This window comes from Flavobacterium humidisoli, assembly GCF_023272795.1.
Taxonomy (GTDB): Bacteria; Bacteroidota; Bacteroidia; order Flavobacteriales; family Flavobacteriaceae; genus Flavobacterium; species Flavobacterium humidisoli.
Genome location: NZ_CP096829.1, coordinates 5571121 through 5596042 on the forward strand (window position 1 = coordinate 5571121; position 24922 = coordinate 5596042).

Consider the following 24922-nt stretch of genomic DNA (forward strand, 5'->3'; position numbering starts at 1 on the left):
TATTTCATTCTAATTATTTAAAACTTTACTTTTATCTTATGCTGACTTAATAGTGCAATCATGCTAAAAATTATTTTTTTCTTTTTAACAATTACTTCCGTTTATTCTCAAACTTCTGGCTGTACCGATCCGCAAGCAGAAAATTATAGTTCATCATCTACGCAAAATAATGCAAGTTGCAATTACAAAAGTCTGAAACTAAAACCCGAATATTCTTTTCGCCTAAGCGATTCCATACGAGAAACCTCTGGATTAATTGCTTTTCAAAATTTACTCTGGACACATAACGACGATCATGACACCACAATTTATGGCTTGGATACTTTAGGAAAAATCCAAAAGAAAATTATTCTATCTGAAACTATCAATCACGATTGGGAAGAAATCTCGCAAGACAGCACACATCTTTATGTCGGCGATTTTGGCAATAATTATTCTGGAAATAGAGCTGATTTGAAAATTCTTAAAATCGAAAAAAAATCTTTTTTAGAAGAGAATCCAAAAATTGAAACTATTGTATTTTCTTATTCTGACCAAACTGATTTTTCTCTATCAAAACCCAACAAAACCGATTTTGAATGCGAAGCATTTATTGTTTCTAAAGACAGTATCTATCTGTTTACCAAACAATGGAAATCGTCTAAAACCAATATTTACGCTTTGCCAAAGCAAGAGGGAACACAAATTGCAAAATTCAAAGCAACACTTGAAGTCAAAGGTCTGGTTACTGGTGCCACTTATTTAGAAGACAAAAAACTAATTACTTTGTGCGGCTATACCAAAATGGGAAAACCTTTTTTATATCTGCTCTATGATTTTAAAAATCAAGATTTTTTATCTGGAAATAAAAGACGAATTGATTTAAAACTTCCTTTTCATCAAATTGAAGGAATTGCGACGAAAGACGGGCTCCATTACTTTATCACAAATGAATCTTTGGTTCGAAAACCTGTCATAAATAATCCGCAACAGCTTCATTATTTTGATTTGAGTTCTGTTTTAAGTCAATATCTCAATCAGCAGCAATAGTTTCGTTTTTTGCTCCCATTATTAAAAGCCATAAGCAAGTTCCTATTTCTCCAAGACTTGCTGGAAGCCGTACATAAGAAGATATCCCCATTTCAGAATAATTAGAAAATAAGGCATTTGCGAAAAAATTGATTAAATACCCCACGCAGCCAAGCATTAATAATACTCCAAAAAACTTAGGAATTATTCCAGATTTAAAAATTAAGTATCCGAGCGGAAACAGCCAAAGCCCCCAAAATATTTGAACGATTAGATTTCCATAATCATACTGAGTGAGATAAAACATAACCTGTTTTTCTTCTGGTTGGGCAGAACTGATTATAGAAAGGATAGCAAATTTATTCTGCATGTTTACAAAAGAAATTGGTACACTTACAGCTGCCAAAACCACCATGTAAACAGCGTACGTTTTATTTACAATTTTCAATAATCTGTATAAAAAAAAAGGCAGAAATAAAAAGAAGGTATAGCAAATTAATCCGCTTACGATACCGAGCCTAAATAGAAATTCAGAATGCACAATATTCTTAAAAGTAACAGAAGCATCATTCCAGACAATTAATTTTGACGGAACATATCCTAAACTGAAAATTCCAGTCAATACCACTACTAAATATAACAAACCGGCAATTCTTCCTGTGTTTCTAAACGATAGAGTTGATTCTTGATTCATAATTTTATCTTTTAAAATTTAAATCTGTCTTGGCCATTTATATGCAGTCCAAAATAATATTGATGTGAGTATACTTTCTATTAATGCTAAAAAAACATAAAAACTCCACCAAGGTGCAATTGTTGTAAATGCAATTAAAAGCATTATTAACGTATAAATAATCCCAAAAATCATATTCAACAGGCGGTTAATTTTTGGTTTTAGAACAACAGATGCAAAAATCATCAATGCTGGAATAGTCATTAAAATTGTAGCAAGAAATAGTTTCATTGGAGAATCAAGAAGTGTTTGCCCACTTATAAAGTCCTCAACTTTCTTAGGCACATAAAGCGAGAAATAATCTCCATACACATAACAAAACATTACTGAAGTCCAAATCGCAGCAAGTTTAAGTTTGGTATTGATTTTAAAATCTTCAAAAACACTAGCATTTATTTGTTTTTCGCTCATATTTAAAGAATTAAATTTTAAATAGGACGGCAATAATTAAAAAATGTTACAATCTGTTTTTAGGATTCACTTTCTTTCCAATTTTATAAAACCCTTAAAATCAGTTTTAAACACCGTTTTTTTTCTCACACTCAAAAACCTATCTTTGCGCATTATTATTAGAGTTTTAATTATTAGAAACTGATATTTCAGTTAAAAATCTTCATGAATTACTTATCTGTAGAAAATATATCGAAGTCATTTGGCGAAAGAGTCCTTTTTGACAACATTTCTTTTGGGATCAACAAAGATCAAAAAATCGCTTTTATCGCAAAAAATGGTTCTGGAAAAACGACTATTATGAGCATTATCAATGGCTTGGAAGAACCAGATACGGGACAAGTTGTGTTGCGAAAAGGAATCAGAATGGCATTTCTATCGCAAGACAATAATCTTCAGGACGAACTTACCATCGAAGAAAGTATTTTCGCTTCAGACAATGAAACCCTTAAAGTTATTGAGGCTTACGAAAAAGCTTTAGAAAATCCATCTGATGAGGAAGCATATCAAAAAGCTTTTGATGCTATGGATCAGCATAATGCATGGGATTTTGAAACGCAATACAAACAGATTTTATTTAAACTAAAACTAGAAGATTTTAAACTTAAAGTTAAAAATCTTTCGGGAGGACAAAAAAAACGTCTTTCTTTAGCCATAATTCTAATCAATCGCCCAGATTTATTGATTTTGGATGAGCCAACCAACCACTTAGATCTAGAAATGATCGAATGGCTTGAAAGTTACTTTGCTAAAGAAAACATCACTTTGTTTATGGTAACGCACGACCGTTTCTTTTTGGAGCGCGTTTGTAATGAAATTATAGAATTAGACAACGGAAAACTATACCAATACAAAGGAAATTACTCTTACTATTTACAGAAAAAGGAAGAAAGAATCACTTCTGAAAATGCAAGTATTGACAAAGCAAAAAACTTGTTTGTAAAAGAATTAGAATGGATGCGCCGCCAGCCAAAAGCGAGAACAACCAAATCTAAATCACGTCAGGATGATTTTTATGTTATTAAAGAAAAAGCACAAAGCCGACGAAAAGAAAATAAAGTTGAACTTGAAATTAATATGGAAAGAATGGGAAGCAAAATCATTGAGCTTCATAAACTTTCTAAAAAATTCAAAGACCGTGTTATTCTCGACAATTTCAGCTTTGATTTTCAACGTGGAGAAAGAATCGGAATTATCGGTAAAAACGGAACTGGAAAATCGACTTTCTTAAATCTTTTGACAGGAACAATTGCGCCAGACAGCGGACGTGTTGTTAAAGGAGATACTATAAAAATTGGTTATTATACACAGTCTGGAATTAACCCAAAACCTGGGCAACGTGTTATTGATATTATAAAAGAGTACGGAGAGTATATTCCGTTAACAAAAGGAAAAATTATTTCGGCTTCGCAATTATTGGAGCGTTTTCTTTTTGATGCCAAAAAACAATATGACTACGTTGAGAAATTAAGCGGTGGAGAATTAAAGCGTTTATACTTGTGTACCGTTTTAATTCAGAATCCGAACTTCTTGATTCTAGATGAGCCTACAAACGATTTGGATATTGTAACGCTTAATGTTCTAGAAAGTTTTCTTTTGGATTATCCTGGATGTTTACTGGTAGTTTCTCACGACCGTTATTTTATGGATAAAATTGTCGATTATTTATTTGTCTTTAGAGGTCAAGGTGAAATAGAGAACTTCCCTGGAAACTATTCTGATTTCAGAGCGTACGAAGACAGTGCTGATGTTGCTCAAAAAGAAGAAAACAAAGCAGAAAAGAAAGATTGGAAACAAAACAACCCAACGGGAAATCTAAGTTTTAACGAACAAAAAGAATATCAGAAAATCGAAAGAGAAATTAAAGATCTAGAAGCTGAAAAAGCCAAAATCGAGCAATTATTCTCAGATGGAAAAATTGCAGATGATGATATCGAGAAAAAAGCAAACGAACTTCAAAACATAATCAATAAAATCGAAGCAAAAGAAGAACGCTGGTTTGAACTTTCTGCAAAAATTGAAGGATAATTTTTTTATTTCAAGTTTTGGGTTTCACGTTTTGCGTTCCTGCAATGACTTAAAAACTTAAAACCAGAAAATATTATTCAATTTTCTATATTTACAATATATTTTAAAAAATACCATAATGAAAAAATTATTAGCCGCAGTATTTACATTAACCTTATTTATTTCTTGTAACAACGCAGAAAAGGATACAGAAAAAGACACATCTGAACCAGCAAAAGATTTCACAGAACAAAACGAACAGGAAATTAAAGAGTACTTAACGAAAAATAATTTAACTGCAACCAAAACCGATTCAGGTCTTTACTATATCATTACAGAACCAGGGAATGGCGCTCAACCGACTTCTACTTCTAATGTAACTGTTGCTTATAAAGGTTATTATACAAATGGAAAAGTTTTTGATCAAAGTAAAGATACAGGAATTTCATTTGGTTTAAATCAAGTAATTAAGGGTTGGACAGAAGGCATTCCTTATTTTAAAGAAGGAGGATCTGGAGTTCTATTAATACCAGCTCGTTTAGGTTACGGAAGTTATGATTATATGACAATACCAGGAGGTTCTGTACTTATTTTTGATGTAAAGCTGATCAAAGTAAATTAATATTTCATTCTAAATTTCTAGATGCTTTTTCAATTAAAATCTTATCTGACCTTTCTTTGGCATTCTAAGAACGAACATGCCGTACATTCGCCGTTTGTTTTTAATTTACTGACAAAATGTTTTTATGATAAGAAAACAAAACCTGAATATGCAATTCTAAAAAAATATAGAAAATCGCTTTTAGGAAACAAAAACTTTATTGAAGTAACCGATTTTGGAGCAGGTTCGAGAGTTTTTAAATCAAATAGAAGACAAATTTCTAAAATTGCACAAACAGCAGGAATTTCGCCAAAACGCGCTGAATTATTGTTTCGTGTCACCAACTATTTTAAGCCTTCAACTATTTTAGAAATAGGAACATCGCTTGGTTTGGCAACTTCTGCTATGGCTTTAGGAAATCCGAAGGCAAAAGTGGTTACAATTGAAGGCTGCCCAAATACAGCAAATGTTGCCCAAAATCAATTAGCTGAATTTGATTGTAATAATGTCGAAAATGTAATCTCTGAGTTTGAATCTTTTTTAATTTCTGAGAACATTCAAGCCACAAATTACAATCTGATCTATTTTGACGGAAATCATTCTAAAAAAGCAACTTTAGCTTATTTTGACCTTTTATTACCAACGATCGACAATGATTCTGTATGGATTTTCGACGACATTCATTGGTCGGAAGACATGGAAGAAACTTGGGAAATCATTAAAAATCATCCCCAAGTAAAAGTTACCATTGATACTTTTCAATGGGGATTTGTATTCTTTAGACGAGAACAACCAAAAGAGCATTTTACAATTCGAGCATAAAAAAAAAGACGAAAAAAAAACTACATTTGCATTTTATAAAACTAATCTAATTTTAAAAAAATGTATGCCACACAGATTATTAACAAAAAAATGCGTTACAGCAATTTTATTGTTTTCTGCAATTGCAGCAAAAGCTCAATTTTTCACTCAAAATGCAATTAGTGATTTAAATTCTTTTCCTAATGATCTAGGAATTTATACCCCAACTACAGCCAATAAAGCACCATCAAACTACGGTACTATTTTAGGACTAAGGTTTTCTAACGAAAGTGGATCTGATTGGAGAACTCAATTAGCATTTACAACAGAAAAAGATTTTTATTTCCGTCAATCAATCAATAATGCAGGAAATGTATGGACAGAATGGCTAAAAATATTTCATTCAGGAAATTTAAATAACAGTGATACCGATTTTCATGCAAATCACTTAATTGCAAAGGAATTAGCAATCTATAGTAATGATGATAATAGCGGATGGGGCACTTCACATATTTACTGGAAAGGTCATTCATTAATTATGGGATCTCCAAAAGGAGCATATGCACACAATAGCCTGATATTAAGACCTGGCGGAGCAACTAATGGCTATCTAGATAATACATTTGAAATAGATGTTGCCCATGGAATAGATAATTACGAAACTCGAATACGATTTTCAGCATCAGGCAATTCCTTTATTAATTCAGGAAATGTTGGAATAGGGACAAAGAATCCTCAAAACAAATTAGACGTAAATGGTACTATTCATTCAAAAGAAGTAAAAGTAGATATGTTCGGTTGGGATTGGCCAGATTATGTTTTTAAAAAAGAATACCACTTGCCAACTCTTTTAGAAGTTGAGAAACATATTAATGAAAAAGGTCATTTAGAAAATATACCAAGCGAAAAAGAAGTAATAAAAAATGGTCTAAATTTAGGTGAAATGGATGCTAAACTTCTTCAAAAAATTGAAGAACTAACATTATATGTCATAGATTTAAATAAAAAATTGGAAGAACAAAATGAAGAGCTAGAACTAATGAAAAAAGAACTAGCATGTAAAAAATAGAAAAAAAGACGATCAGCAACGATCGTCTTTTTTTCCTAATTCAAAATTTTAAAATATTATTTTTTTGCGTCTTTGTTTTCTTCAGATTTAGCTCCCATTCTGTTTACAGTGTACATTGGTGCGAACTTAATTTTCAAACCAGCAATTTTTCTGTTATCCTCAGCAGATAAACCTTCTTTTTCAACTGTATTTTTTCTGCTGTCTAAAGCTTCATACATTAATTTAATTTCATCCCAATCTTCTCTAGAATACTTATCTTTATTATTTTCTACAGTATGAACAAACTGCTGATAAACACTATGAATGTTTTGGGCATTAACCCAATTAAAACTCATATCATCACCAATTTTTCCTGCACCAAACAAAGCATCTCTTAACTGTTGTTTAGGACTAGGAGCTGGAGGGGCAAATTGGGCGGTAATTTCATTTTTAAATTCCTCGTACTTAATTTTGCTTGCATTTATTTTTTCTGTTGCGACAGCATTGTCTTTAATATCAGCCAACGCAGCTTGCGCTTCCTGAGATCTTCTATCATATTCTGCTTCTACACTTTTCCAATTGTCTTTTAAGTCAGCAGCTGCCACATTTTTAACAGAGTCAACATAGACTACATAGTTATCTACTGTTTTTTGAGCTCTTTCTTGTTTTTCATCTTTACATGATGTAAACCCTAATACTAATAAAGCAATTCCTGTAGCTATTTTGATATTTTTCATAATCTTGATTATTTAATTAATTGATTAATCAAATTTACTAAACACATATCTTAATAAATTACATTATTATCATGTTTTTAAAAGCAAAAACATCTTAAAACTATAAAACATAAAAAATAATGATAATATTGCAAAATAATTCAAAAAAGATATAACATTTTTCTCTTTTTTAAATGTAATATCCAAAAGCGTATTTACAAAAGAGCTTTTGTAACAAAAACCAATTCTCAACTACTTATCCTTTTATTGAAAAGTGTTTTGTACTTTTAAATCCAAAATTGTAAAACAAAATGGCTGAACCATTAATTAAAATAACCGACATCAAACGAAATTTTACTTTAGGAAATGAAATCGTTTATGTTTTAAAAGGAATAGATCTAGAAATACAAAAAGGCGAATATGTTGCTTTAATGGGGCCTTCCGGATCAGGAAAATCTACATTAATGAATTTATTAGGCTGTTTAGACACGCCAACTTCAGGTCGATATATTTTAAATGGAAAAGATGTTAGCAAAATGAAAGATGATGAACTGGCAGAAATTAGAAATAAAGAAATTGGTTTCGTTTTTCAGACTTTCAATCTTTTGCCAAGAACTACAGCTTTAGACAATGTTGCCTTACCAATGATTTATGCCGGCTACGGAAAATCTGAAAGAATTGCTCGTGCAACCGAAGTTTTAAAACAAGTTAATCTAGCTGATAGAATGGATCATCAGCCGAATCAGCTTTCTGGAGGACAACGCCAGCGTGTTGCTGTTGCCCGCGCTTTAGTCAACAAACCTTCGATTATTTTGGCCGATGAACCTACAGGAAATTTAGACAGTAAGACTTCTGTAGAAATAATGAAACTCTTTGGAGATATTCACGCACAAGGAAATACTGTCATTCTAGTAACTCACGAAGAAGACATTGCAGCTTATGCGCACAGAATTATCCGTTTGAGAGATGGTTTAATTGAAAGCGACACCACAAAATAATTTTAGATTTCTGATTTTAGATTTTTAGATTAAAAAAAAAACTTAGAACCTCAGAACCTTAGCATCTCAAAAAAAATGAAAGTATATACCAAAACAGGAGATAAAGGCACAACGGCTCTTTTTGGAGGAACGCGTGTACCAAAAGATCATATCAGAATTGACAGTTACGGAACCGTTGATGAATTGAATTCTTATATCGGATTAATTCGTGACCAGGAAATCGATTCTCATTATAAAACTATTTTGATCGAAATTCAGGATCGTCTTTTTACTGTTGGTGCCATTTTGGCAACACCGCAGGAAAAAGAAGTTTTAAAAAATGGCGAGCTTAGATTAAAAAATTTAGGAATAATTGATTCAGATATTGAGTTGTTAGAAAAAGAGATTGATAAAATGGACGAAAGTCTTCCGCCAATGACTCATTTTGTTTTGCCTGGCGGCCACCCAACTGTGTCACATTGTCATATTGCGCGATGTATTTGCCGTCGTGCAGAGCGTTTAGCTGTTCATTTAAGTCATAATGAGCACGTTCCTGAAATAGCAATCATGTACTTAAACCGACTTTCTGACTACCTTTTTGTCTTGGCACGAAAGTTGTCCTCAGACTTAAAAGCGGAGGAAGTGAAATGGATACCCAGAAAATGAATTTTCTGAAAATTCCAAATTTAAAAATTCCCAAATTCCAAAGGAAAAATTAAAAATATCAGGAATTTAAATCACATATTAAAATTCCAAAACTAGGCGCTATGACTGTCTTTTTTGGAGTTTGGAATTTAAAAATTGGAATTTAATAATCGACGTTCTTAAATTTTATTAAAATAAATCAAAATTTACTTGTCTTTTTCAGTAAAAAATTTATTTTTGCACAAACTAAACAGATAACAGATGTATTGGACATTAGAATTAGCATCTTATTTAAGTGATGCGCCATGGCCTGCTAACAAAGATGAACTTATAGACTACGCTATCAGAGCAGGTGCTCCATTAGAAGTAGTAGAAAACCTTCAATCAATCGAAGACGAAGGTGAGATATATGAATCAATGGAAGAAATTTGGCCTGATTATCCAACAGACGAAGATTATCTTTGGAATGAGGATGAATATTAAAAAATAAACCAAAGGAAAAAGTCTCTCATCATAGAGACTTTTTTTTTGGTTCAAATACATATATAATAAAGAAATACAATAAATCATGAGTTTCATAAACAGTATTATTAAAGTCTTTGTCGGCGATAAGTCGCAGAAGGATGTCAAAGCTTTACAACCTTACTTAAACAAAATTAAAACATTCGAAGCTCCTTTAATGAGTCTATCAAACGACGAATTGAGAGGAAGAACCGTTTATTTTAAAGACAGAATAAAAGAAGCTAGAGCTGATAAAGATGCTAAAATTGCTTCGCTTAAAGCAGAAGTAGAGAACATCGAAGACATCGATAAAAGAGAAGATATTTATGATGCAATAGATGCTCTTGAAAAAGAGGCTTATGAAATTTCTGAAAAAACTTTATTGGAAATTCTTCCAGAAGCGTTTTCTGTTGTAAAAGAAACGGCTCGCCGTTTTAAGGAAAACTCTCATATTGAAGTTACTGCTACTCCAAAGGACCGCGAATTCTCAGCAACAAAATCATACATTACTATTGATGGCGAAAAAGCTATCTGGGCAAACAAATGGAATGCTGCTGGAAAAGACATCACTTGGGACATGATTCACTACGATGTTCAGTTAATTGGTGGTATGGTATTACATGAAGGTAAAGTTGCTGAAATGCAAACAGGAGAAGGTAAAACTTTGGTTGCTACTCTTCCTCTTTACTTAAATGCTTTGACAGGAAATGGAGTTCACTTAGTAACGGTGAATGACTACTTGGCAAAACGTGATAGTACTTGGAAAGCTCCTTTATTTGAATTCCACGGTTTATCTGTTGACTGTATCGATAATCACCAGCCAAGTACAGAGCAAAGAAAAAAAGCTTATGATGCTGATATCACTTACGGAACTAACAATGAGTTTGGTTTCGATTACTTAAGAGATAATATGGCGCACTCTCCAAGCGATTTAGTGCAGAGAAAACACAATTTTGCAATTGTCGACGAGGTTGACTCTGTATTAATTGATGATGCTAGAACACCTCTTATCATTTCTGGACCAGTTCCTCAAGGAGATCGTCACGAATTCAACGAATTGAAACCAAAAATCGAAAACTTAGTTGCACAACAACGTCAGTTAGCGAATGGTTTCTTAGCTGAGGCTAAAAAATTAATTAAAGAAGGTAATACTAAAGATGGAGGTTTCCAATTATTAAGAGCTTACAGAAGTTTACCTAAAAATAAAGCATTAATTAAATTTTTGAGTGAAGAAGGAATCAAACAATTACTTCAAAAAACTGAAAATCAATACATGCAAGATAACAATCGCGAAATGCACAAAGTGGACGAAGCTTTGTATTTTGTGATTGAAGAGAAAAACAATCAAGTAGAATTAACAGACAATGGTATTAAATACCTTTCTGGAGATACTGATGCAGATTTCTTCGTTTTACCAGACATTGGAACAGAAATCGCTGCAATTGAAAAACAAAAATTAGATAAAGACGCTGAAGCTGAAGCTAAAGAAAGATTATTCCAAGATTTTGGAGTAAAAAGCGAGCGTATTCATACTCTTACTCAGCTTTTAAAAGCATATGCTTTATTTGAAAAAGATGTAGAGTACGTTATCATGGACAACAAAATTATGATTGTCGATGAGCAAACAGGTCGTATCATGGATGGACGTCGTTATTCAGACGGTCTTCACCAGGCGATTGAAGCAAAAGAAAACGTAAAAATCGAAGCTGCTACACAAACTTTTGCAACTGTTACATTACAGAATTACTTCAGAATGTACAACAAGTTGGCAGGTATGACGGGTACAGCAGTTACAGAAGCTGGCGAGTTATGGCAGATTTATAAATTAGATGTTGTTGAAATTCCAACAAACCGTGGCATTGCAAGAATTGATAAAGAAGATTATATCTACAAAACAACACGCGAGAAATTCAATGCTGTAATCGAAGATGTTACCGAACTATCTCAAGCTGGAAGACCAGTATTAATTGGAACAACTTCTGTAGAGATTTCAGAATTATTAAGCCGTATGCTTAAAATGAGAGGAATCACACACAACGTATTGAATGCTAAAATGCACAAGCAAGAGGCACAAATCGTTGAAGAAGCAGGTAAAGCTGGAGTTGTAACTATTGCAACAAACATGGCCGGTCGTGGTACCGATATTAAATTATCTCCAGAAGTAAAAGCTGCAGGAGGTTTAGCAATCGTTGGTACAGAGCGTCATGATTCTCGTCGTGTAGACAGACAGTTACGTGGTCGTTCTGGTCGTCAAGGAGATCCAGGAAGTTCTCAATTTTATGTTTCTCTTGAAGATAACTTAATGCGTTTATTTGGTTCTGAAAGAGTTGCGAAAGTAATGGACAGAATGGGATTGAAAGAAGGTGAAGTTATTCAGCATTCTATGATGACTAAATCTATCGAACGTGCACAGAAAAAAGTAGAAGAAAATAACTTTGGTGTTCGTAAACGTTTATTAGAATATGATGACGTAATGAACTCACAACGTGAAGTAGTTTACAAACGTCGTCGTCACGCATTGTTTGGAGAGCGTTTGAAACTGGATATCGCGAATATGCTTTATGATACTTGCGAATTAATCGTAAGCAATAGTAAAGCAACAAATGATTTTAAAGGATTTGAGTTTGATTTAATTCGTTATTTCGGAATCACTTCTCCAATTTCTGAAGCAGATTTCTTAAAATTATCTGACATTGAAGTTACTGGAAAAGTATACAAAGAAGCTTTAGCTTTCTATACTGAAAAAACAGAAAGAAGCGCTAGAGAAGCTTTCCCAATTATCAAAGGAGTTTACGAAGAGCCAAACAATCATTTCGAAAGAATTGTAGTTCCATTTACAGACGGAATCAAAACTTTGAATGTGGTAACTGACTTGAAAAAAGCTTATGACAGCGAAGGTGCTCAATTAATTGCTGATTTTGAGAAAAACATTACACTTTCTATCGTAGATGAGGCTTGGAAAAAACACTTACGTAAAATGGACGAATTGAAACAATCTGTTCAATTGGCAGTTCACGAACAAAAAGATCCATTGCTTATCTATAAATTAGAAGCTTTCAACTTGTTTAGAGGAATGTTGGACAACGTTAACAAAGAAGTTATTTCATTCTTATTCAAAGGTGATTTACCAGCTCAAAACACTCCTGAAATTCACGAAGCAAGAGAAGTAGCTCGTCCAAAAGAAAATTTACAATTAAGTAAAGACGAAATTCCAAATAGCGAAAGCATCAACCGTGAAGCTGGAGAAACACAACAGCGTCAAGTTACTGAAACTATCGTTAGAGATATGCCAAAAATCAACAGAAATGATACGGTTGTAGTTCAAGAAGTTGCTACTGGTAATACAGAAACAATGAAGTACAAAAAAGCTGAAGCTTTGATTGCTGCTGGAACTTGGGTTTTAATTAACTAACTAAAGGTCCAACCTTAAATATAAAATCCCCGACTACATTAGTAATCGGGGATTTTTTTATTTCAAAAACTTACAATCCTAGAATCTTTGCTTCTCAGAATCTTATCTAGGATTATCTTGATAATAACGCGCTTCAATTCGTTTTATATCTCGTATCGAATTTTTAGCCCAATCTAAACGTTTTACTAAAATTTCTTCCTCTGTCAATTTCCAGTTAATATCAGATCTGCGAAGTCTATTCGTCAAACTTTGAATGATAATTGCTGCTGATACTGAAATATTTAAACTTTCTGTAAAACCAACCATTGGTATTTTTAAGAAACCGTCGGCATTGTCCATAATTTCTTGTGACAATCCTTCTTTTTCTGTTCCAAAGAATAAAGCACTTGGTTTTGTAATATCGAAATCTTCCAACATACAATCCTTTTCGTGCGGAGTAGTGGCAATAATTTGATATCCTTTACTTCTTAAATCAGAAAGACATCCTGAAACCGAATCAAATCGATTGATGTCAACCCATTTTTGCGCACCTAAAGCAATTTCCTTATCGATTCTTTTTCCAAAACGCTGTTCAATTACATTTAATTCCTGAATTCCAAAGACTTCACAGCTACGCATTACTGCGCTTGTATTATGCATTTGATAAACATCTTCTACCGCAACTGTAAAATGTTTTGTTCTATTTTCTAGTACTTTTAAAAAATTAGCTTTTCTATTTTCTGTCAATATATTTTCTAAGAATGCGAGGTAATCTAAATCAATCATTTTATTTATGTTTGGCGCAAAAATAATAAATAAAAGAGAAAGAAAACTTCACCTTATTTTTCAGCCTGCTAAATCTTCAATAAAATTGGCATTAAGCTTTTTGTGCAAAACATTAAGTTGAGCCAAATTCACAGACAAAATATCGTCTTTGTATGAATCTCCCGTAAAAACTGCCTTTTCATTTTTAGAATGTTTTTTAAGACGTTCCAGCATACTATTCAATTCACTTTCAGAAAAATCAATAGCAATAAAAGCTATAAATTGCTCTATTACATTCTTCATTCCGTCATTATAATTAAGCATTATTATATTTTGGTCTCTTTCATAAAAATCCAGAAAACCTTGAAAATACTTTTCTAAAACCAAAACTTGATATTGCTGAAAGCTTATTTCTTCAATTTCTTTAGAAGTAATTCCGAAAACACTTGACGGAATTAAATTAGGCACCATATGCATGCCTGCCATTTTTTGGTGTGATCTTAAAACTTCTCCTGGATTTCGGTACAATAATGCAAACGGAATTTCAGGAAAAAGAGATCTTAAATAAGAAGCCTCAAAAATACTCCAAGCATCTAGTTTTATAATCAAATGCTTTTGTTCGGAAAATCTTTTTTGCCCCAAAAATTTCAAAACCGATTTCAGTAAATCGGCTTTGATTGCTGAATTAAAAGCATTACTTCTTAAAATTTGATCAATAATAGGAGCTTCAGAAACCATTATATTTTCAGATGAAGTGGCAAGAGACTGACTTAACATTGTAGATCCGCATCTTGACACATGAAAAACCAATCCTTTTAATTCTACAAAATCGAGTTCTTCAGACCAGTCCATAATATTTTCTGCTGTACTTATTAATTTAAATGATTTTGAATTAAAGTCATGGCTTTTACATTTTACAATGGTTTCTTCAAAAAAAGGTTCTGCAAATGGTATATCTGCAAAATAAATCCATTCGAAATAAACCTCATCATCTTTTTCGATCAATTTAATCGGAATCCAATTTGAAATAAAATCTTTTACATTTTCCATTTTGTTATTCCATTTGTGATTGAAGTTCGGCAATAATCTTGGCATTTGTCTCCGATGGATTTCTAGAAAGCTCAGCAATAACTTTTCTTTTCACTTCGTCTGAACATTCATGTTTTGGCACATAATTCAGATCAAAACCCATTTTAGAAAATAATTCATCAGACCATTCATTTCTAATGCAATCCAAAGTTAAGTGAATTCTAGGTTCTAGGCTTTTGTTCAGCACGCTATGTGGCAACTGAAAATTGGCGTACCAGCACTCTCCCATTTTCATTGGAACCAGCTGATGATTAACATAAAAATAAACTTCTGAGTTTGTAATAATTGGAACATGAATTCTAAAAAATCCATCTTCATACGAAGTATCATTATCAACATGTTCTTTAATTTCGCTATTAGGCCCAAGTCTTAATAATCTCACAGCTTCTTTTTCGCATTGAAACCAATCCATTATTTCTTTAAAATAAGAGCAACTGTCAAGTAAAGGCGTATTTTTATAGGCTTTGTCTGGAAAAGAAAAAATATCATTCTCTAAACCCGATTGCGATCGTAAAGAAACACTTGTCCATTTTCCTTCATACCGATTGGTATTAAAATGTGGTGTCCATAAATTGGTTTCGCAAATCAATAAATCATTTTGCAGTTTTTCTATTGAGAAAGAAATCGGAAGCTGACAAGAAGAAGGATTCATAACCTTAAAAATTTAAATTGCTAAGTATAAAATTGTAGAGTTTATTGGTAGAAATTGAAACGTTTTCAGAATCTGTTTTTAATACTAAATCGGCTTTTTTCGGAATTTCAAAAACATCGCTTATACCTGTAAAACTTCTAATTTTATTTTGATCACTGTCTGGCAACAAGGCTCTTTTGTACAAGCCTTTTGGATCTCTTTCGATCAAACTAGAAATGGCACAATCCAGAAATACCGTTTTTACAAACTCAAAAGACCTTAATTCATTTCTAAGATTTTCATATGGATTAATAACCGACATGAGAACTATTTTCTTTTCCTGAATTAGATTTCGCCCAACATTAAAAAGACGTCTTACATTTTCGCAACGGTCCTCTTTAGAAAATCCCAAATCTTTACAGATCGTTTGTCGGTACACATCACCATCTACAATTTCGGCTTCATAATTATTTTGAAGCAAAAGATGTTTGACATTTTCTGCCAATGTCGTTTTTCCCGAACCAGATAACCCTGTAAATTGAATTAAAATCATTTTAGCATCACTTTTATAAAACGCGACATTAAAACTAAGTAATTTAGAACGAGAGGCAAAGAGTATAAATACCCTTTATTTTCTATAAAAAAGCATTATTAATGCTTTGCATTTACTAGACATTTGAACAAAGAAATCACTATTTTTATCTTTTAATTAAACTGAAAATGAAAAAGAAACTTGTTATTTTAACAGGAGCAGGAATAAGTGCCGAGAGCGGAATTAAAACTTTTCGAGATAGTGATGGTTTATGGGAAGGGCATGATGTAATGGAAGTTGCAACTCCAGAAGGCTGGCATAAAAATCAGGAATTGGTTCTCGATTTTTACAACAAAAGACGCCAACAGTTAAAAGAAGTAAACCCAAATCTTGGACATATCATTTTGGCTGAATTGGAAAAAGATTTTGACGTACAAATTATCACTCAAAATGTTGATGATTTACACGAACGTGCGGGAAGCACAAATGTTTTGCATTTGCATGGCGAATTATTAAAAGCGCGAAGCACACAGAATAAAAATTTGATTTTAGATTGGACAGAAGATTTGCTTACTGGAGATTTAGATACAAACGGACATCAATTGCGCCCTCATATTGTTTGGTTTGGCGAAGAAGTTCCTGCACTCGAAGAAGCTATTGACATTACAGAAACAGCAGATTATTTTGCTGTAATCGGAACTTCACTGCAAGTTTATCCAGCTGCTGGCTTAATTTCTTATACACCAAGTACAACACCTGTTTTTTATATTGATCCGAAACCAATTTCGATTCCGAACCTTCGAAATAAAATCGAAACCATTGCCAAATTTGCTTCTGAAGGAGTCTCAGATTTAAGAGAAAAATTACTGATCTTAGAAAAAACAACATGATTTTTGAAAGCGGGTTACAACAGTTATTTCAGTTTCATATATTCTGGCTCTTTGTTTTCTTTTTAATAGAAAATGCAGCGTTAGTAGGTTTATCTGTTTTAATTGGAAAAGCAATCGAATCTGAAAATACCTTTTTAAAGAATAAAGATCGAAAATGGGTGTTTTCTACCCTACTTTGCAACACGCTCATCACTTTAATAGGATTTGAATTATACCGTTACGGAATCTTGAAAATAGATTTTTCTGGATCCTTAAAACTTATCATTTTTGATACACTTTTATTAATTCTTTTAATGGATCTTTTTATGTTCCTTTTTCATTTTCTGGTTCATCATTTAAAATGGCTTTATCCCATTCATAAACTGCATCATACTCATGTTGAAACGAATGTTTATAGTTTGTATGTGCTTCATCCCATGGAAACTCTAGGTTTTGGTTTTATATGGCTGTTTTTAATTACGATTTTAAAGTTTAATTATCTGAGTATCATTATTTATTTGATTCTAAATCTTTCTTATGGAATATTTGGACATTTAAAAAAAGACATATTTCCATCTTTTTGGTATAAAAATTACTTCACAAAATGGATTTCGACTACTAAATTTCATAATGATCATCATAAAAATGAATCTCACAATTACGGTTTTTACTTTACAATCTGGGATAAAATTTTCAAAACCATAATTTAAGCATCAATATAGCTTTCAGAAGTTTTAACAATAGCTTATATTTGCACCTTTCGAAAAAACGACATCATAATGACTACTCTAAACGAATTGAATGCTATATCGCCAATTGATGGAAGATATAGAAATAAAACTCAAAATTTAGCACCTTTCTTCTCTGAAGAAGCTTTAATAAAATACCGCGTTTTGGTTGAAGTGGAATACTTCATTGCTTTATGCCAAATTCCATTGCCTCAACTGCAAGGTATTGACTCAAGTTTGTTTGAAAGCTTGAGAAATATCTACAAAAACTTTTCTACTGAAGATGCCCTTTGGATTAAAGAGACAGAGAAAGTAACCAACCACGATGTAAAAGCGGTTGAATACTTCATTAAAGATGCTTTTGAGAAATTAGGTTTATCTCAATACAAAGAGTTCATTCACTTCGGATTAACATCTCAAGATATTAATAACACTGCAATTCCGCTTTCTACAAAAGAAGCGTTTGAGCAAGTTTATATGCCAACCTTAATTGCTGTAATTGCAAAATTAAAAGAATTAAGTGTTGAATGGAAAGACATTCCAATGCTAGCACGTACGCACGGACAACCAGCCTCTCCTACTCGTTTAGGAAAAGAGATTTTGGTTTTCGTAGAACGTTTAGAAGAACAATTACGTTTGCTATTTAATATTCCGTTTGCAGCTAAATTTGGAGGAGCAACAGGAAACTTTAATGCGCACCACGTTGCATATCCGCAAATTGACTGGAAACAATTCGGAAACAAATTTGTTGAAACCGATCTTGGTTTAAAACATTCTTTCCCAACAACTCAAATTGAACATTACGATCATTTTGCAGCTTTCTTTGATGCTTTAAAAAGAATCAACACCATTCTTATCGATTTAGATCGTGATATTTGGACGTATGTTTCAATGGATTACTTTAAGCAAAAAATTAAAGCTGGAGAAATTGGTTCGTCTGCAATGCCTCATAAAGTAAACCCAATCGATTTTGAAAATTCTGAAGGAAACTTAGGAATTGCAAATGCTATTTTTGAACATTTATCGGCAAAACTTCCTGTTTCAAGATTACAGCGCGATTTAACTGACAGTACTGTTTTACGTAATGTTGGAGTTCCTTTTGGACATACAATTATTGCTTTTGAAGCAACTTTAAAAGGTTTGAACAAGTTGCTTTTAAATGAAAGCAAATTTGCTGAAGATTTAGAGAAAAACTGGGCTGTTGTGGCCGAAGCTATTCAGACTATTTTACGTCGCGAAGCTTATCCAAATCCATACGAAGCTCTAAAAGGTTTGACTAGAACGAATGAAGCAATTGATAAAAATGCGATTCATAATTTCATTGCAACCTTGGAAGTTTCAGATGCAGTTAGAGCAGAATTATTAGCGATAACACCTAGTAACTACACAGGAATTTAAGAAAAACACCAAATATTTTATCAAAAAAAGCTATCTTTATCGAGATAGCTTTTTTTATTTAACCCGGAGTAGTCCAGATTACTTCACTTAACTTTATTTTAGTTGAAGTTCAGTGAATTATATTAAAAAAGTCTTTTTGTTTAGAAAGCCAGAGTTTGAACAAAACACTTTAAATAAAAAGCTGGATCAAGCTCACTGAAACTAAAATACCACATATGATTGCACTAAGCGCCGCTGCTGAAAGTACACACCACTTACAACCTTTAATTAGTGATTTAGGTTTAATCCTAATGACTGCCGCAATTGCCGTTCTATTATTTAGAAGATTGAAACAACCTTTGGTTTTAGGCTACCTGATCGCAGGTTTTTTGGCTGGAAACCATTTTGATTTTTTCCCCTCAATAACCGACATGAAAAGTGTTGAAGTCTGGGCCGAAATCGGGGTTATATTTTTACTTTTCAGTTTAGGACTCGAATTCAGCTTTAAGAAACTAATGAAGGTTGGAGGAACTTCGTCTGTTACCGCCATAACCCAGATTCTATTTATGACCGTAATTGGTTATTGCGTCGGGCAATGGATGGGCTGGGGGAAAATGGATAGTATTTTCTTAGGAGCCACACTTTCTATTTCATCCACAACCATTATTATTAGAGCTTTTGACGAATTGGGAGTTAAAGGAAAAAAATTCGTCGGGATTGTTTTCGGAGCTTTAATTGTAGAAGATATCGTTGCCATCTTGATGCTTGTTTTATTATCAACTATTGCTGTAAGCGATCAGGTTTCTGGAACTGCATTATTACAATCTGTTTTAAAACTTGTTTTCTTTTTAATTATCTGGTTTTTAGGAGGAATCTTTATTATTCCAACTATTTTCAAGAAAGCAAAACATCTCTTAACAGACGAAATGCTCTTAATAATCTCATTAGCCTTATGTTTAATGATGGTGATTTTTGCTTCAAATGTTGGTTTCTCTCCAGCTTTAGGCGCTTTCATTATGGGATCTATTATTGCTGAAACTACAATGGCAGAAAAAATTGAGCATTTAATTCAGCCAGTAAAAGATTTCTTTGGTGCTGTTTTCTTTGTATCGGTAGGAATGTTAATCAACCCTATAACATTGGTTAATTATGCACTTCCGGTGGCTATAATCACTTTATTGACCATATTCGGAAAAGCATTCAGTTCTTCTATCGGAGCTTTAATTTCTGGCCAACCTTTAAAACAATCTGTTCAAACCGGAATGAGTTTGGCACAAATTGGAGAGTTCTCTTTTATTATTGCAACTCTTGGAATGACTTTAAAAGTTACCAGCGATTTCCTATATCCTATTATTGTTGCAGTATCTGCAATTACAACATTTACTACTCCATTTTTAATTAAATATTCGGAGAGATTTGCACTATTTTTAGAAGCAAAAATGCCTAAAAGATGGGTTAAAAATATTAACCGTTATAGTGTGAATGCGCAAGCTATTAAATCTGTAAGCACTTGGCAGATTGTTCTTCGTTCTTCGATTACACAAATTGTTCTTCATACGATCATTATTACTGCTATCATATTATTGTCATCCAAATTTGTAGCACCTTTAGTAGCCGATACAAGATTTGGAAATACTTTGGCCGCTTTACTGACTTTGGTTGTAATTGCACCCTTTTTATGGGCACTTTCGCTTCGTCGTGTAAAAGTAGATGAAGTTGAAACTCTTTGGGAAGAACGCAAATATCGTGGCGCACTTTTAATGCTTATTTTGATTAGAATGAGCCTTGGTCTATTCTTTGTTGGGTTTTTATTGAATATTTTCTTCTCTCCTTTGGTTGCTTTCGTCGCCCTGATTATTGCAATTGGAGCTTACCAAATTTTTCCTAAAAAATTAAACGAGCAATACCATAGAATTGAAAGTCACTTTTTAAAAAATCTTAACGATCGTGAGAACAAAAAAATCGACAGAAGATATGCTAATTTAATGCCATGGGACGGACACATGTCTTTCTTCGAAATTAAAAAAGAATCGAATCTGGTTGGACAAACTTTACAAGAACTTAAAATTCGTGAGCAATTAGGAATTAATATCGCTTACATTAAACGAGGAGAAGTCACAATTCCGATTCCTACCAAAACCGAACGTTTATTTCCAAGTGACGAAATTTGCGTAATTGGAACCGATGCTCAAATTACAGAATTCACAAAATTCTTAACTCAAAATGAAACAGAACCACCTACAAAAGTAGAAGAAACGAATATTGTTTTACGTCAGCTTGAAGTTTCACAAGACGAATTTATTCAAAAAAGCATTGGACAATTCAGAGCCAAAACAGATGGAATGGTAGTAGGAATTGAACGAAACGGAAATCGCATCTTAAACCCAGAATCAAGTCTAATCTTAGAGAAAAATGATATTCTGTGGGTTGTAGGAGACAAGAAAAAAATGAATACTTTGTTGGCAGCCAAGTAAGATTCTAAGGGACTAAGGCAAAAAAACAGAAAAAGCGGTAAGATTTTAATTTATGAATCTTACCGCTTTTTCTGTTATAAAGTTTAGAAGGAATTAAGCTAAAAACTTAGAACCTTAGCATCTCAGTATTTTAGCACCTCAAAAATTACTTATTCGGCTGTGGTGTCAAACGTAAATAAGGTTTAATTGGTGTATGTCCTTTTGGGAATTTCGCTGGAATGTCGCTGTCTGGAATTGCTGGTGCAATTACTACATCTTCTCCATCTTTCCAGTTTGCAGGAGTTGCAACGCTGTAGTTTGCTGTCAATTGTAAGCTATCAATTACACGAAGTAATTCATCAAAATTTCTTCCTGTAGAAGCTGGGTACGTTAAAGTCAGTTTGATTTTTTTATCTGGACCGATAACAAAAACAGAACGCACTGTAAATTTATCACTTGCATTTGGATGAAGCATATCATACAGATTTGCTACTTTTTTATCCTCATCAGCAATAATTGGGAAATTTACTTCTGTATTTTGAGTTTCGTTAATATCTTTAATCCACTCTTTGTGCGAGTCTAAACCGTCTACACTCAAAGCAATAACCTTAGTATTTCTTTTTTGAAATTCTGGAACATAGTTCGCTACAGTTCCTAATTCAGTAGTACAAACCGGTGTGAAATCTGCTGGATGAGAAAATAAAACACCCCAAGAATCTCCTAACCATTCGTGAAAATTAATTGGTCCTTGTGTGGTTTCTGCCTGAAAATCTGGAGCTATATCACCTAATCTTAATGTTGACATAATTTATATTTTTTTAGTTCCTCTAAAATTAACCAAAAAATGCATTTAGAAAACATTTAAAAGGTAAAAAAAAGTTAAAATTCTACTTTGTCGATATAATTAGTATTTTACTCTTAGATAAAACTTAGAATGAAGTACCAAAAAGCAAGCGTTACAAACGAAATCGGTATCCCAAAACCAATCATCATACTGCTTAATTTTGGTTTCAATCCGTATGTTGAGGCTAATATTGCGCCTGTTATCATTGGCGCCATAGCGGTTTCCATTATAGTAATTTTTATAACTTCAGAATGCTGGTTAAAAATGAAAACGTAAAGAACAAAAATCACAAAAGGAATTAAAAGGAGTTTAAAGAAAAGCCCCAGTCGCAAAAATTTCCAATGCTGGCTTTTTCTATCGAAAGTTAACTGCAAACCAACCGAAAGCAAAGCTAAAGGGGTTACCAAACTTCCAATTTTTAATAATGCTGATTGAAGATTTTCATTTAAATCAACTTGAAAAATATTCATTAAACAAGCGACAACAAACATTATGAAAGGGGGAAACAAAATAATCTTCTTGAAAATCCCGAAAGCATCTGGGCTTCCTTTTGAATAAAAAGCCGCAGTAAAAACACCAAGTGTCGATACAACAACAAAAGTCCCAGGCTGATCAACCAATACAGCCGTTTCTAAACCTTTCTTACCAAACAAAGCTTCAATAATCGGATAACCAAGAAAAGAACTGTTACTTAATCCCGCTGTTAGAATCAAACATCCAATCAGTTTATTCGACCAGCCATTTCTTCTTCCCAAAAAATGAAAAAAAATAAAAGCTAAAATATAAGTAATCCACCCCGCTCCTATTGGAAACAGCAACTCACTGCTCCATTTTATCTTTGGAATATGATATAAAGTAATCGCAGGAAGACAGAAATAAATAACAATTTTATTGAGCGTCTTATAAATAGGAGTAGGAAACTGTTTTAAGTGTTGTAAAACTAAACCTAGCGAAAGAAAGAAAAATATTAGTATAAAGTTGTTCATATGATGGCTTACGCACAAAAATAGGAATTTATAAATTGCGATGCTGAACAAATTATAGCACTTCTTTAAGTTTTTTGTTACTTTTAAATATTAAAAAAAAGTAATGCAGCAAATACGAGACAATTTAGAACGAATGGTAAAACTTTCTGATGAAGACTGGAATATCTTTTCGTCAAAACTTATCCGTCAGGAATTTTCAAAGAAAACGGCAATTCTCCATATTGGCCACGTTGAAAGTTACCTTTCCTTTATAGAAAAAGGAATCGTTAGATATTACATTCCTTCAGAAAATAAAGATCTTACTTTTACTTTTGTATTTGATGGCGAATTTACAAGCGGTTACGACTCCTTTATTACCCGATTACCAGTAAATTATACTATTGAAACTCTTGCAGATACCATATTATGGCGTATCTCTTATAATGATCTTCAGTATATTTATGCCAAAACCGAAATCGGCAATACTATCGGCCGTTTGGCAAGCGAAGTATTATTTCTTAAAAAATCAAAAAGAGAATTGTCGTTACTAAATGATTCTGCAGAACAGCGATACCTTAATTTATTTACAGAGCAACCTCAATTAATTCAAAAAATACCTCAAAAATACCTTGCTTCTTATATCGGTATTACTCCACAAGCTTTAAGCCGAATTAGAAAGCGCATTTCTTAACCCAGGTTCATTGTTTTAGGTTTCTTTACTGTGCAACTTTGTATAATAAAAACAGAAAGATATGGAAACCTTAATTGTATTATTTGGTGCTTTTACTGCAACTCTACTTATTATCTGGCTTACAACCAAACGACTTGAACTATCATTCTCAGGAAGCGTTGCCATGGCACTTATGCTAGTATTTACAGCTATAGGTCATTTTGTCTTTACGAAAGGAATGGCAATGATGATTTCTTTTTTACCTTGGGCAAACGCCATTGTACTGGCTACAGGAATTATAGAATTAGTCGCTGCAATTGGACTCCTATTGCCAAGTACCAAAGTGCTTACCGGAAATTTGCTTATTTTATTTTTTATACTGCTACTTCCGGCTAACATTTATGCAGCTAGTAAAAATATCAATTTGCAAACTGCAGACTATACAGGCAAAGGCCTTTCCTATTTATGGCTTAGAATACCAATGCAACTTTTTTTTATACTTTGGGTATATTTTTCTTCTATTAGGAATAATCAAAAATCAAAATAGTCAATCAGGAAAATGCGCATCATTCAATTTAATGATGTGCATTTTTTTCGCTTTTAACTGGTTAAGTGACTTTTAACTGCCAAAAATTAATTTTTAGTTAAAACTTTTTTTTATTTCAAAAAAGCCACTTACATTTGTAACATATTTTATTACAGTATGATTTCAGGTAAATTTGCCATAACGATTCACATTCTTACTTTGCTCCATAAATTCCCAAATGATTTTTTGTCATCGGAGTTTATTGCAGGAAGTATTAATTTAAATCCTGTTTTGGTTCGAAAAGAAATTGCCAACTTAAAAGCTCATCATGTTGTAGAAAGTAAAGAAGGAAAAAATGGCGGTACAAAATTGGCAGTTAATGCTGCCGAGCTTACTTTAAAACAAATATTCGAAATGACCTTTGAAACTATTGGTTTAGGTTTTGCCAAAAATCAGCCGAATCCTGATTGTCCTGTTGGAAAAAACATCAATCAGCATTTAGAGGCTTTATACAGCGAAATGAACCAAAAAGTTAGCACACAGCTGGAAGGAATTTCATTGGAAGATTTTTCGAATCAATTTTAAAACTATTTTT

General features: G+C 32.8%; 25 protein-coding genes. 16 read left to right on the forward strand and 9 right to left on the reverse strand.

The window, feature by feature from the left end; genetic code table 11:
• Positions 1–60 precede the first annotated feature (60 nt).
• Positions 61–1029 (forward strand): T9SS C-terminal target domain-containing protein, encoded by a 969-nt coding sequence (locus tag M0M44_RS23440; protein ID WP_248727910.1) that lies wholly within the window; start codon positions 61–63, stop codon positions 1027–1029.
• Here the strand turns inward: M0M44_RS23440 and M0M44_RS23445 are convergent.
• Both M0M44_RS23445 and M0M44_RS23450 read right to left on the reverse strand, forming a co-directional pair.
• Entirely contained in the window at positions 1013–1702 is a 690-nt protein-coding gene (locus tag M0M44_RS23445; RefSeq protein ID WP_248727911.1) for a DUF4386 domain-containing protein, read from the reverse strand. The two genes, M0M44_RS23440 and M0M44_RS23445, sit on opposite strands and share 17 nt — an antisense overlap.
• An 18-nt stretch (positions 1703–1720) precedes the next feature.
• The gene (locus tag M0M44_RS23450; protein ID WP_248727912.1) at positions 1721–2152 is read right to left on the reverse strand and encodes a DUF6326 family protein; all 432 of its coding nucleotides are present in this window, start codon (positions 2150–2152) and stop codon (positions 1721–1723) included.
• A 204-nt stretch (positions 2153–2356) separates the two neighbouring features.
• Between M0M44_RS23450 and M0M44_RS23455 the strand changes: the two genes are divergently transcribed.
• From M0M44_RS23455 to M0M44_RS23470, 4 genes are all read left to right on the forward strand, one after another.
• A complete protein-coding gene (locus M0M44_RS23455) occupies positions 2357–4219 on the forward strand; it encodes an ABC-F family ATP-binding cassette domain-containing protein (protein WP_248727913.1) in 1863 nt (620 codons plus the stop codon).
• Between the two features lie 118 nt (positions 4220–4337).
• Positions 4338–4820: an FKBP-type peptidyl-prolyl cis-trans isomerase gene (locus M0M44_RS23460; protein WP_248727914.1), complete on the forward strand. Its 483-nt coding sequence runs from the start codon at positions 4338–4340 to the stop codon at positions 4818–4820.
• Positions 4821–4841: 21 nt separating this feature from the next.
• Positions 4842–5621, forward strand: a complete 780-nt coding sequence (locus M0M44_RS23465) for an O-methyltransferase (protein WP_248727915.1) — start codon at positions 4842–4844, stop codon at positions 5619–5621.
• Positions 5548–6669, forward strand: a complete 1122-nt coding sequence (locus M0M44_RS23470; protein ID WP_248727916.1) for a pyocin knob domain-containing protein — start codon at positions 5548–5550, stop codon at positions 6667–6669. Before M0M44_RS23465 ends, M0M44_RS23470 begins: the two co-directional genes overlap by 74 nt.
• A gap of 56 nt (positions 6670–6725) precedes the next feature.
• Here the strand turns inward: M0M44_RS23470 and M0M44_RS23475 are convergent, their stop codons facing one another.
• Entirely contained in the window at positions 6726–7385 is a 660-nt protein-coding gene (locus M0M44_RS23475; RefSeq protein ID WP_248727917.1) for a DUF6565 domain-containing protein, read from the reverse strand.
• A 290-nt stretch (positions 7386–7675) separates the two neighbouring features.
• Between M0M44_RS23475 and M0M44_RS23480 the strand changes: the two genes are divergently transcribed.
• The 4 genes from M0M44_RS23480 to secA all read left to right on the forward strand — a co-directional run bounded on the left by M0M44_RS23480 (position 7676) and on the right by secA (position 12899).
• Positions 7676–8362, forward strand: coding sequence for an ABC transporter ATP-binding protein (locus tag M0M44_RS23480; protein WP_248727918.1), 687 nt, complete (start codon positions 7676–7678; stop codon positions 8360–8362).
• Between the two features lie 75 nt (positions 8363–8437).
• On the forward strand, positions 8438–9007 hold the full coding sequence (locus tag M0M44_RS23485; protein WP_248727919.1) for a cob(I)yrinic acid a,c-diamide adenosyltransferase: 570 nt from the start codon (positions 8438–8440) through the stop codon (positions 9005–9007).
• Positions 9008–9247: 240 nt separating this feature from the next.
• On the forward strand, positions 9248–9469 hold the full coding sequence (locus M0M44_RS23490) for a DUF2795 domain-containing protein (protein ID WP_007138072.1): 222 nt from the start codon (positions 9248–9250) through the stop codon (positions 9467–9469).
• Between the two features lie 85 nt (positions 9470–9554).
• Positions 9555–12899, forward strand: a complete 3345-nt coding sequence (gene secA / locus M0M44_RS23495) for a preprotein translocase subunit SecA (protein ID WP_248727920.1) — start codon at positions 9555–9557, stop codon at positions 12897–12899.
• A 102-nt stretch (positions 12900–13001) separates the two neighbouring features.
• Here secA and M0M44_RS23500 read toward each other — a convergent pair whose 3' ends face one another.
• Genes M0M44_RS23500 through cysC form a run of 4 tightly spaced genes read right to left on the reverse strand, consistent with a single transcriptional unit; the run spans position 13002 to position 15916 of the window.
• The gene (locus M0M44_RS23500; protein WP_248727921.1) at positions 13002–13664 is read right to left on the reverse strand and encodes a TrmH family RNA methyltransferase; all 663 of its coding nucleotides are present in this window, start codon (positions 13662–13664) and stop codon (positions 13002–13004) included.
• A gap of 60 nt (positions 13665–13724) precedes the next feature.
• Positions 13725–14693 (reverse strand): sulfotransferase family protein, encoded by a 969-nt coding sequence (locus tag M0M44_RS23505; protein ID WP_248727922.1) that lies wholly within the window; start codon positions 14691–14693, stop codon positions 13725–13727.
• Positions 14694–14697: 4 nt separating this feature from the next.
• The gene (locus tag M0M44_RS23510) at positions 14698–15384 is read right to left on the reverse strand and encodes an aspartyl/asparaginyl beta-hydroxylase domain-containing protein (RefSeq protein ID WP_248727923.1); all 687 of its coding nucleotides are present in this window, start codon (positions 15382–15384) and stop codon (positions 14698–14700) included.
• Between the two features lie 4 nt (positions 15385–15388).
• Entirely contained in the window at positions 15389–15916 is a 528-nt protein-coding gene (gene cysC / locus M0M44_RS23515; RefSeq protein WP_248727924.1) for an adenylyl-sulfate kinase, read from the reverse strand.
• 167 nt (positions 15917–16083) lie between these two features.
• Between cysC and M0M44_RS23520 the strand changes: the two genes are divergently transcribed.
• The 4 genes from M0M44_RS23520 to M0M44_RS23535 all read left to right on the forward strand — a co-directional run bounded on the left by M0M44_RS23520 (position 16084) and on the right by M0M44_RS23535 (position 21343).
• On the forward strand, positions 16084–16785 hold the full coding sequence (locus M0M44_RS23520) for an SIR2 family NAD-dependent protein deacylase (RefSeq protein WP_248727925.1): 702 nt from the start codon (positions 16084–16086) through the stop codon (positions 16783–16785).
• Positions 16782–17474 (forward strand): sterol desaturase family protein, encoded by a 693-nt coding sequence (locus tag M0M44_RS23525; protein ID WP_248727926.1) that lies wholly within the window; start codon positions 16782–16784, stop codon positions 17472–17474. Before M0M44_RS23520 ends, M0M44_RS23525 begins: the two co-directional genes overlap by 4 nt.
• Before the next feature lie 69 nt (positions 17475–17543).
• Positions 17544–18890: an adenylosuccinate lyase gene (gene purB / locus M0M44_RS23530; protein WP_248727927.1), complete on the forward strand. Its 1347-nt coding sequence runs from the start codon at positions 17544–17546 to the stop codon at positions 18888–18890.
• A gap of 215 nt (positions 18891–19105) precedes the next feature.
• The gene (locus M0M44_RS23535; RefSeq protein ID WP_248727928.1) at positions 19106–21343 is read left to right on the forward strand and encodes a cation:proton antiporter domain-containing protein; all 2238 of its coding nucleotides are present in this window, start codon (positions 19106–19108) and stop codon (positions 21341–21343) included.
• A gap of 145 nt (positions 21344–21488) precedes the next feature.
• On the opposite strand, the gene M0M44_RS23540 is transcribed toward M0M44_RS23535, so the two are convergent.
• Complete coding sequence (locus M0M44_RS23540; protein ID WP_248727929.1) at positions 21489–22127, reverse strand: peroxiredoxin; 639 nt, start codon at positions 22125–22127, stop codon at positions 21489–21491.
• Positions 22128–22240: 113 nt separating this feature from the next.
• Positions 22241–23152, reverse strand: a complete 912-nt coding sequence (locus M0M44_RS23545; RefSeq protein ID WP_248727930.1) for an AEC family transporter — start codon at positions 23150–23152, stop codon at positions 22241–22243.
• 103 nt (positions 23153–23255) lie between these two features.
• Here M0M44_RS23545 and M0M44_RS23550 point away from each other — a divergent pair, with 103 nt between their 5' ends.
• The 3 genes from M0M44_RS23550 (at position 23256) to M0M44_RS23560 (ending at position 24912) form a co-directional block, all read left to right on the forward strand.
• Positions 23256–23822, forward strand: coding sequence for a Crp/Fnr family transcriptional regulator (locus tag M0M44_RS23550; protein WP_248727931.1), 567 nt, complete (start codon positions 23256–23258; stop codon positions 23820–23822).
• Between the two features lie 61 nt (positions 23823–23883).
• A complete protein-coding gene (locus M0M44_RS23555; protein WP_248727932.1) occupies positions 23884–24348 on the forward strand; it encodes a DoxX family protein in 465 nt (154 codons plus the stop codon).
• Between the two features lie 156 nt (positions 24349–24504).
• Complete coding sequence (locus M0M44_RS23560) at positions 24505–24912, forward strand: Rrf2 family transcriptional regulator (RefSeq protein ID WP_248727933.1); 408 nt, start codon at positions 24505–24507, stop codon at positions 24910–24912.
• The last annotated feature ends 10 nt before the right edge of the window (positions 24913–24922 follow it).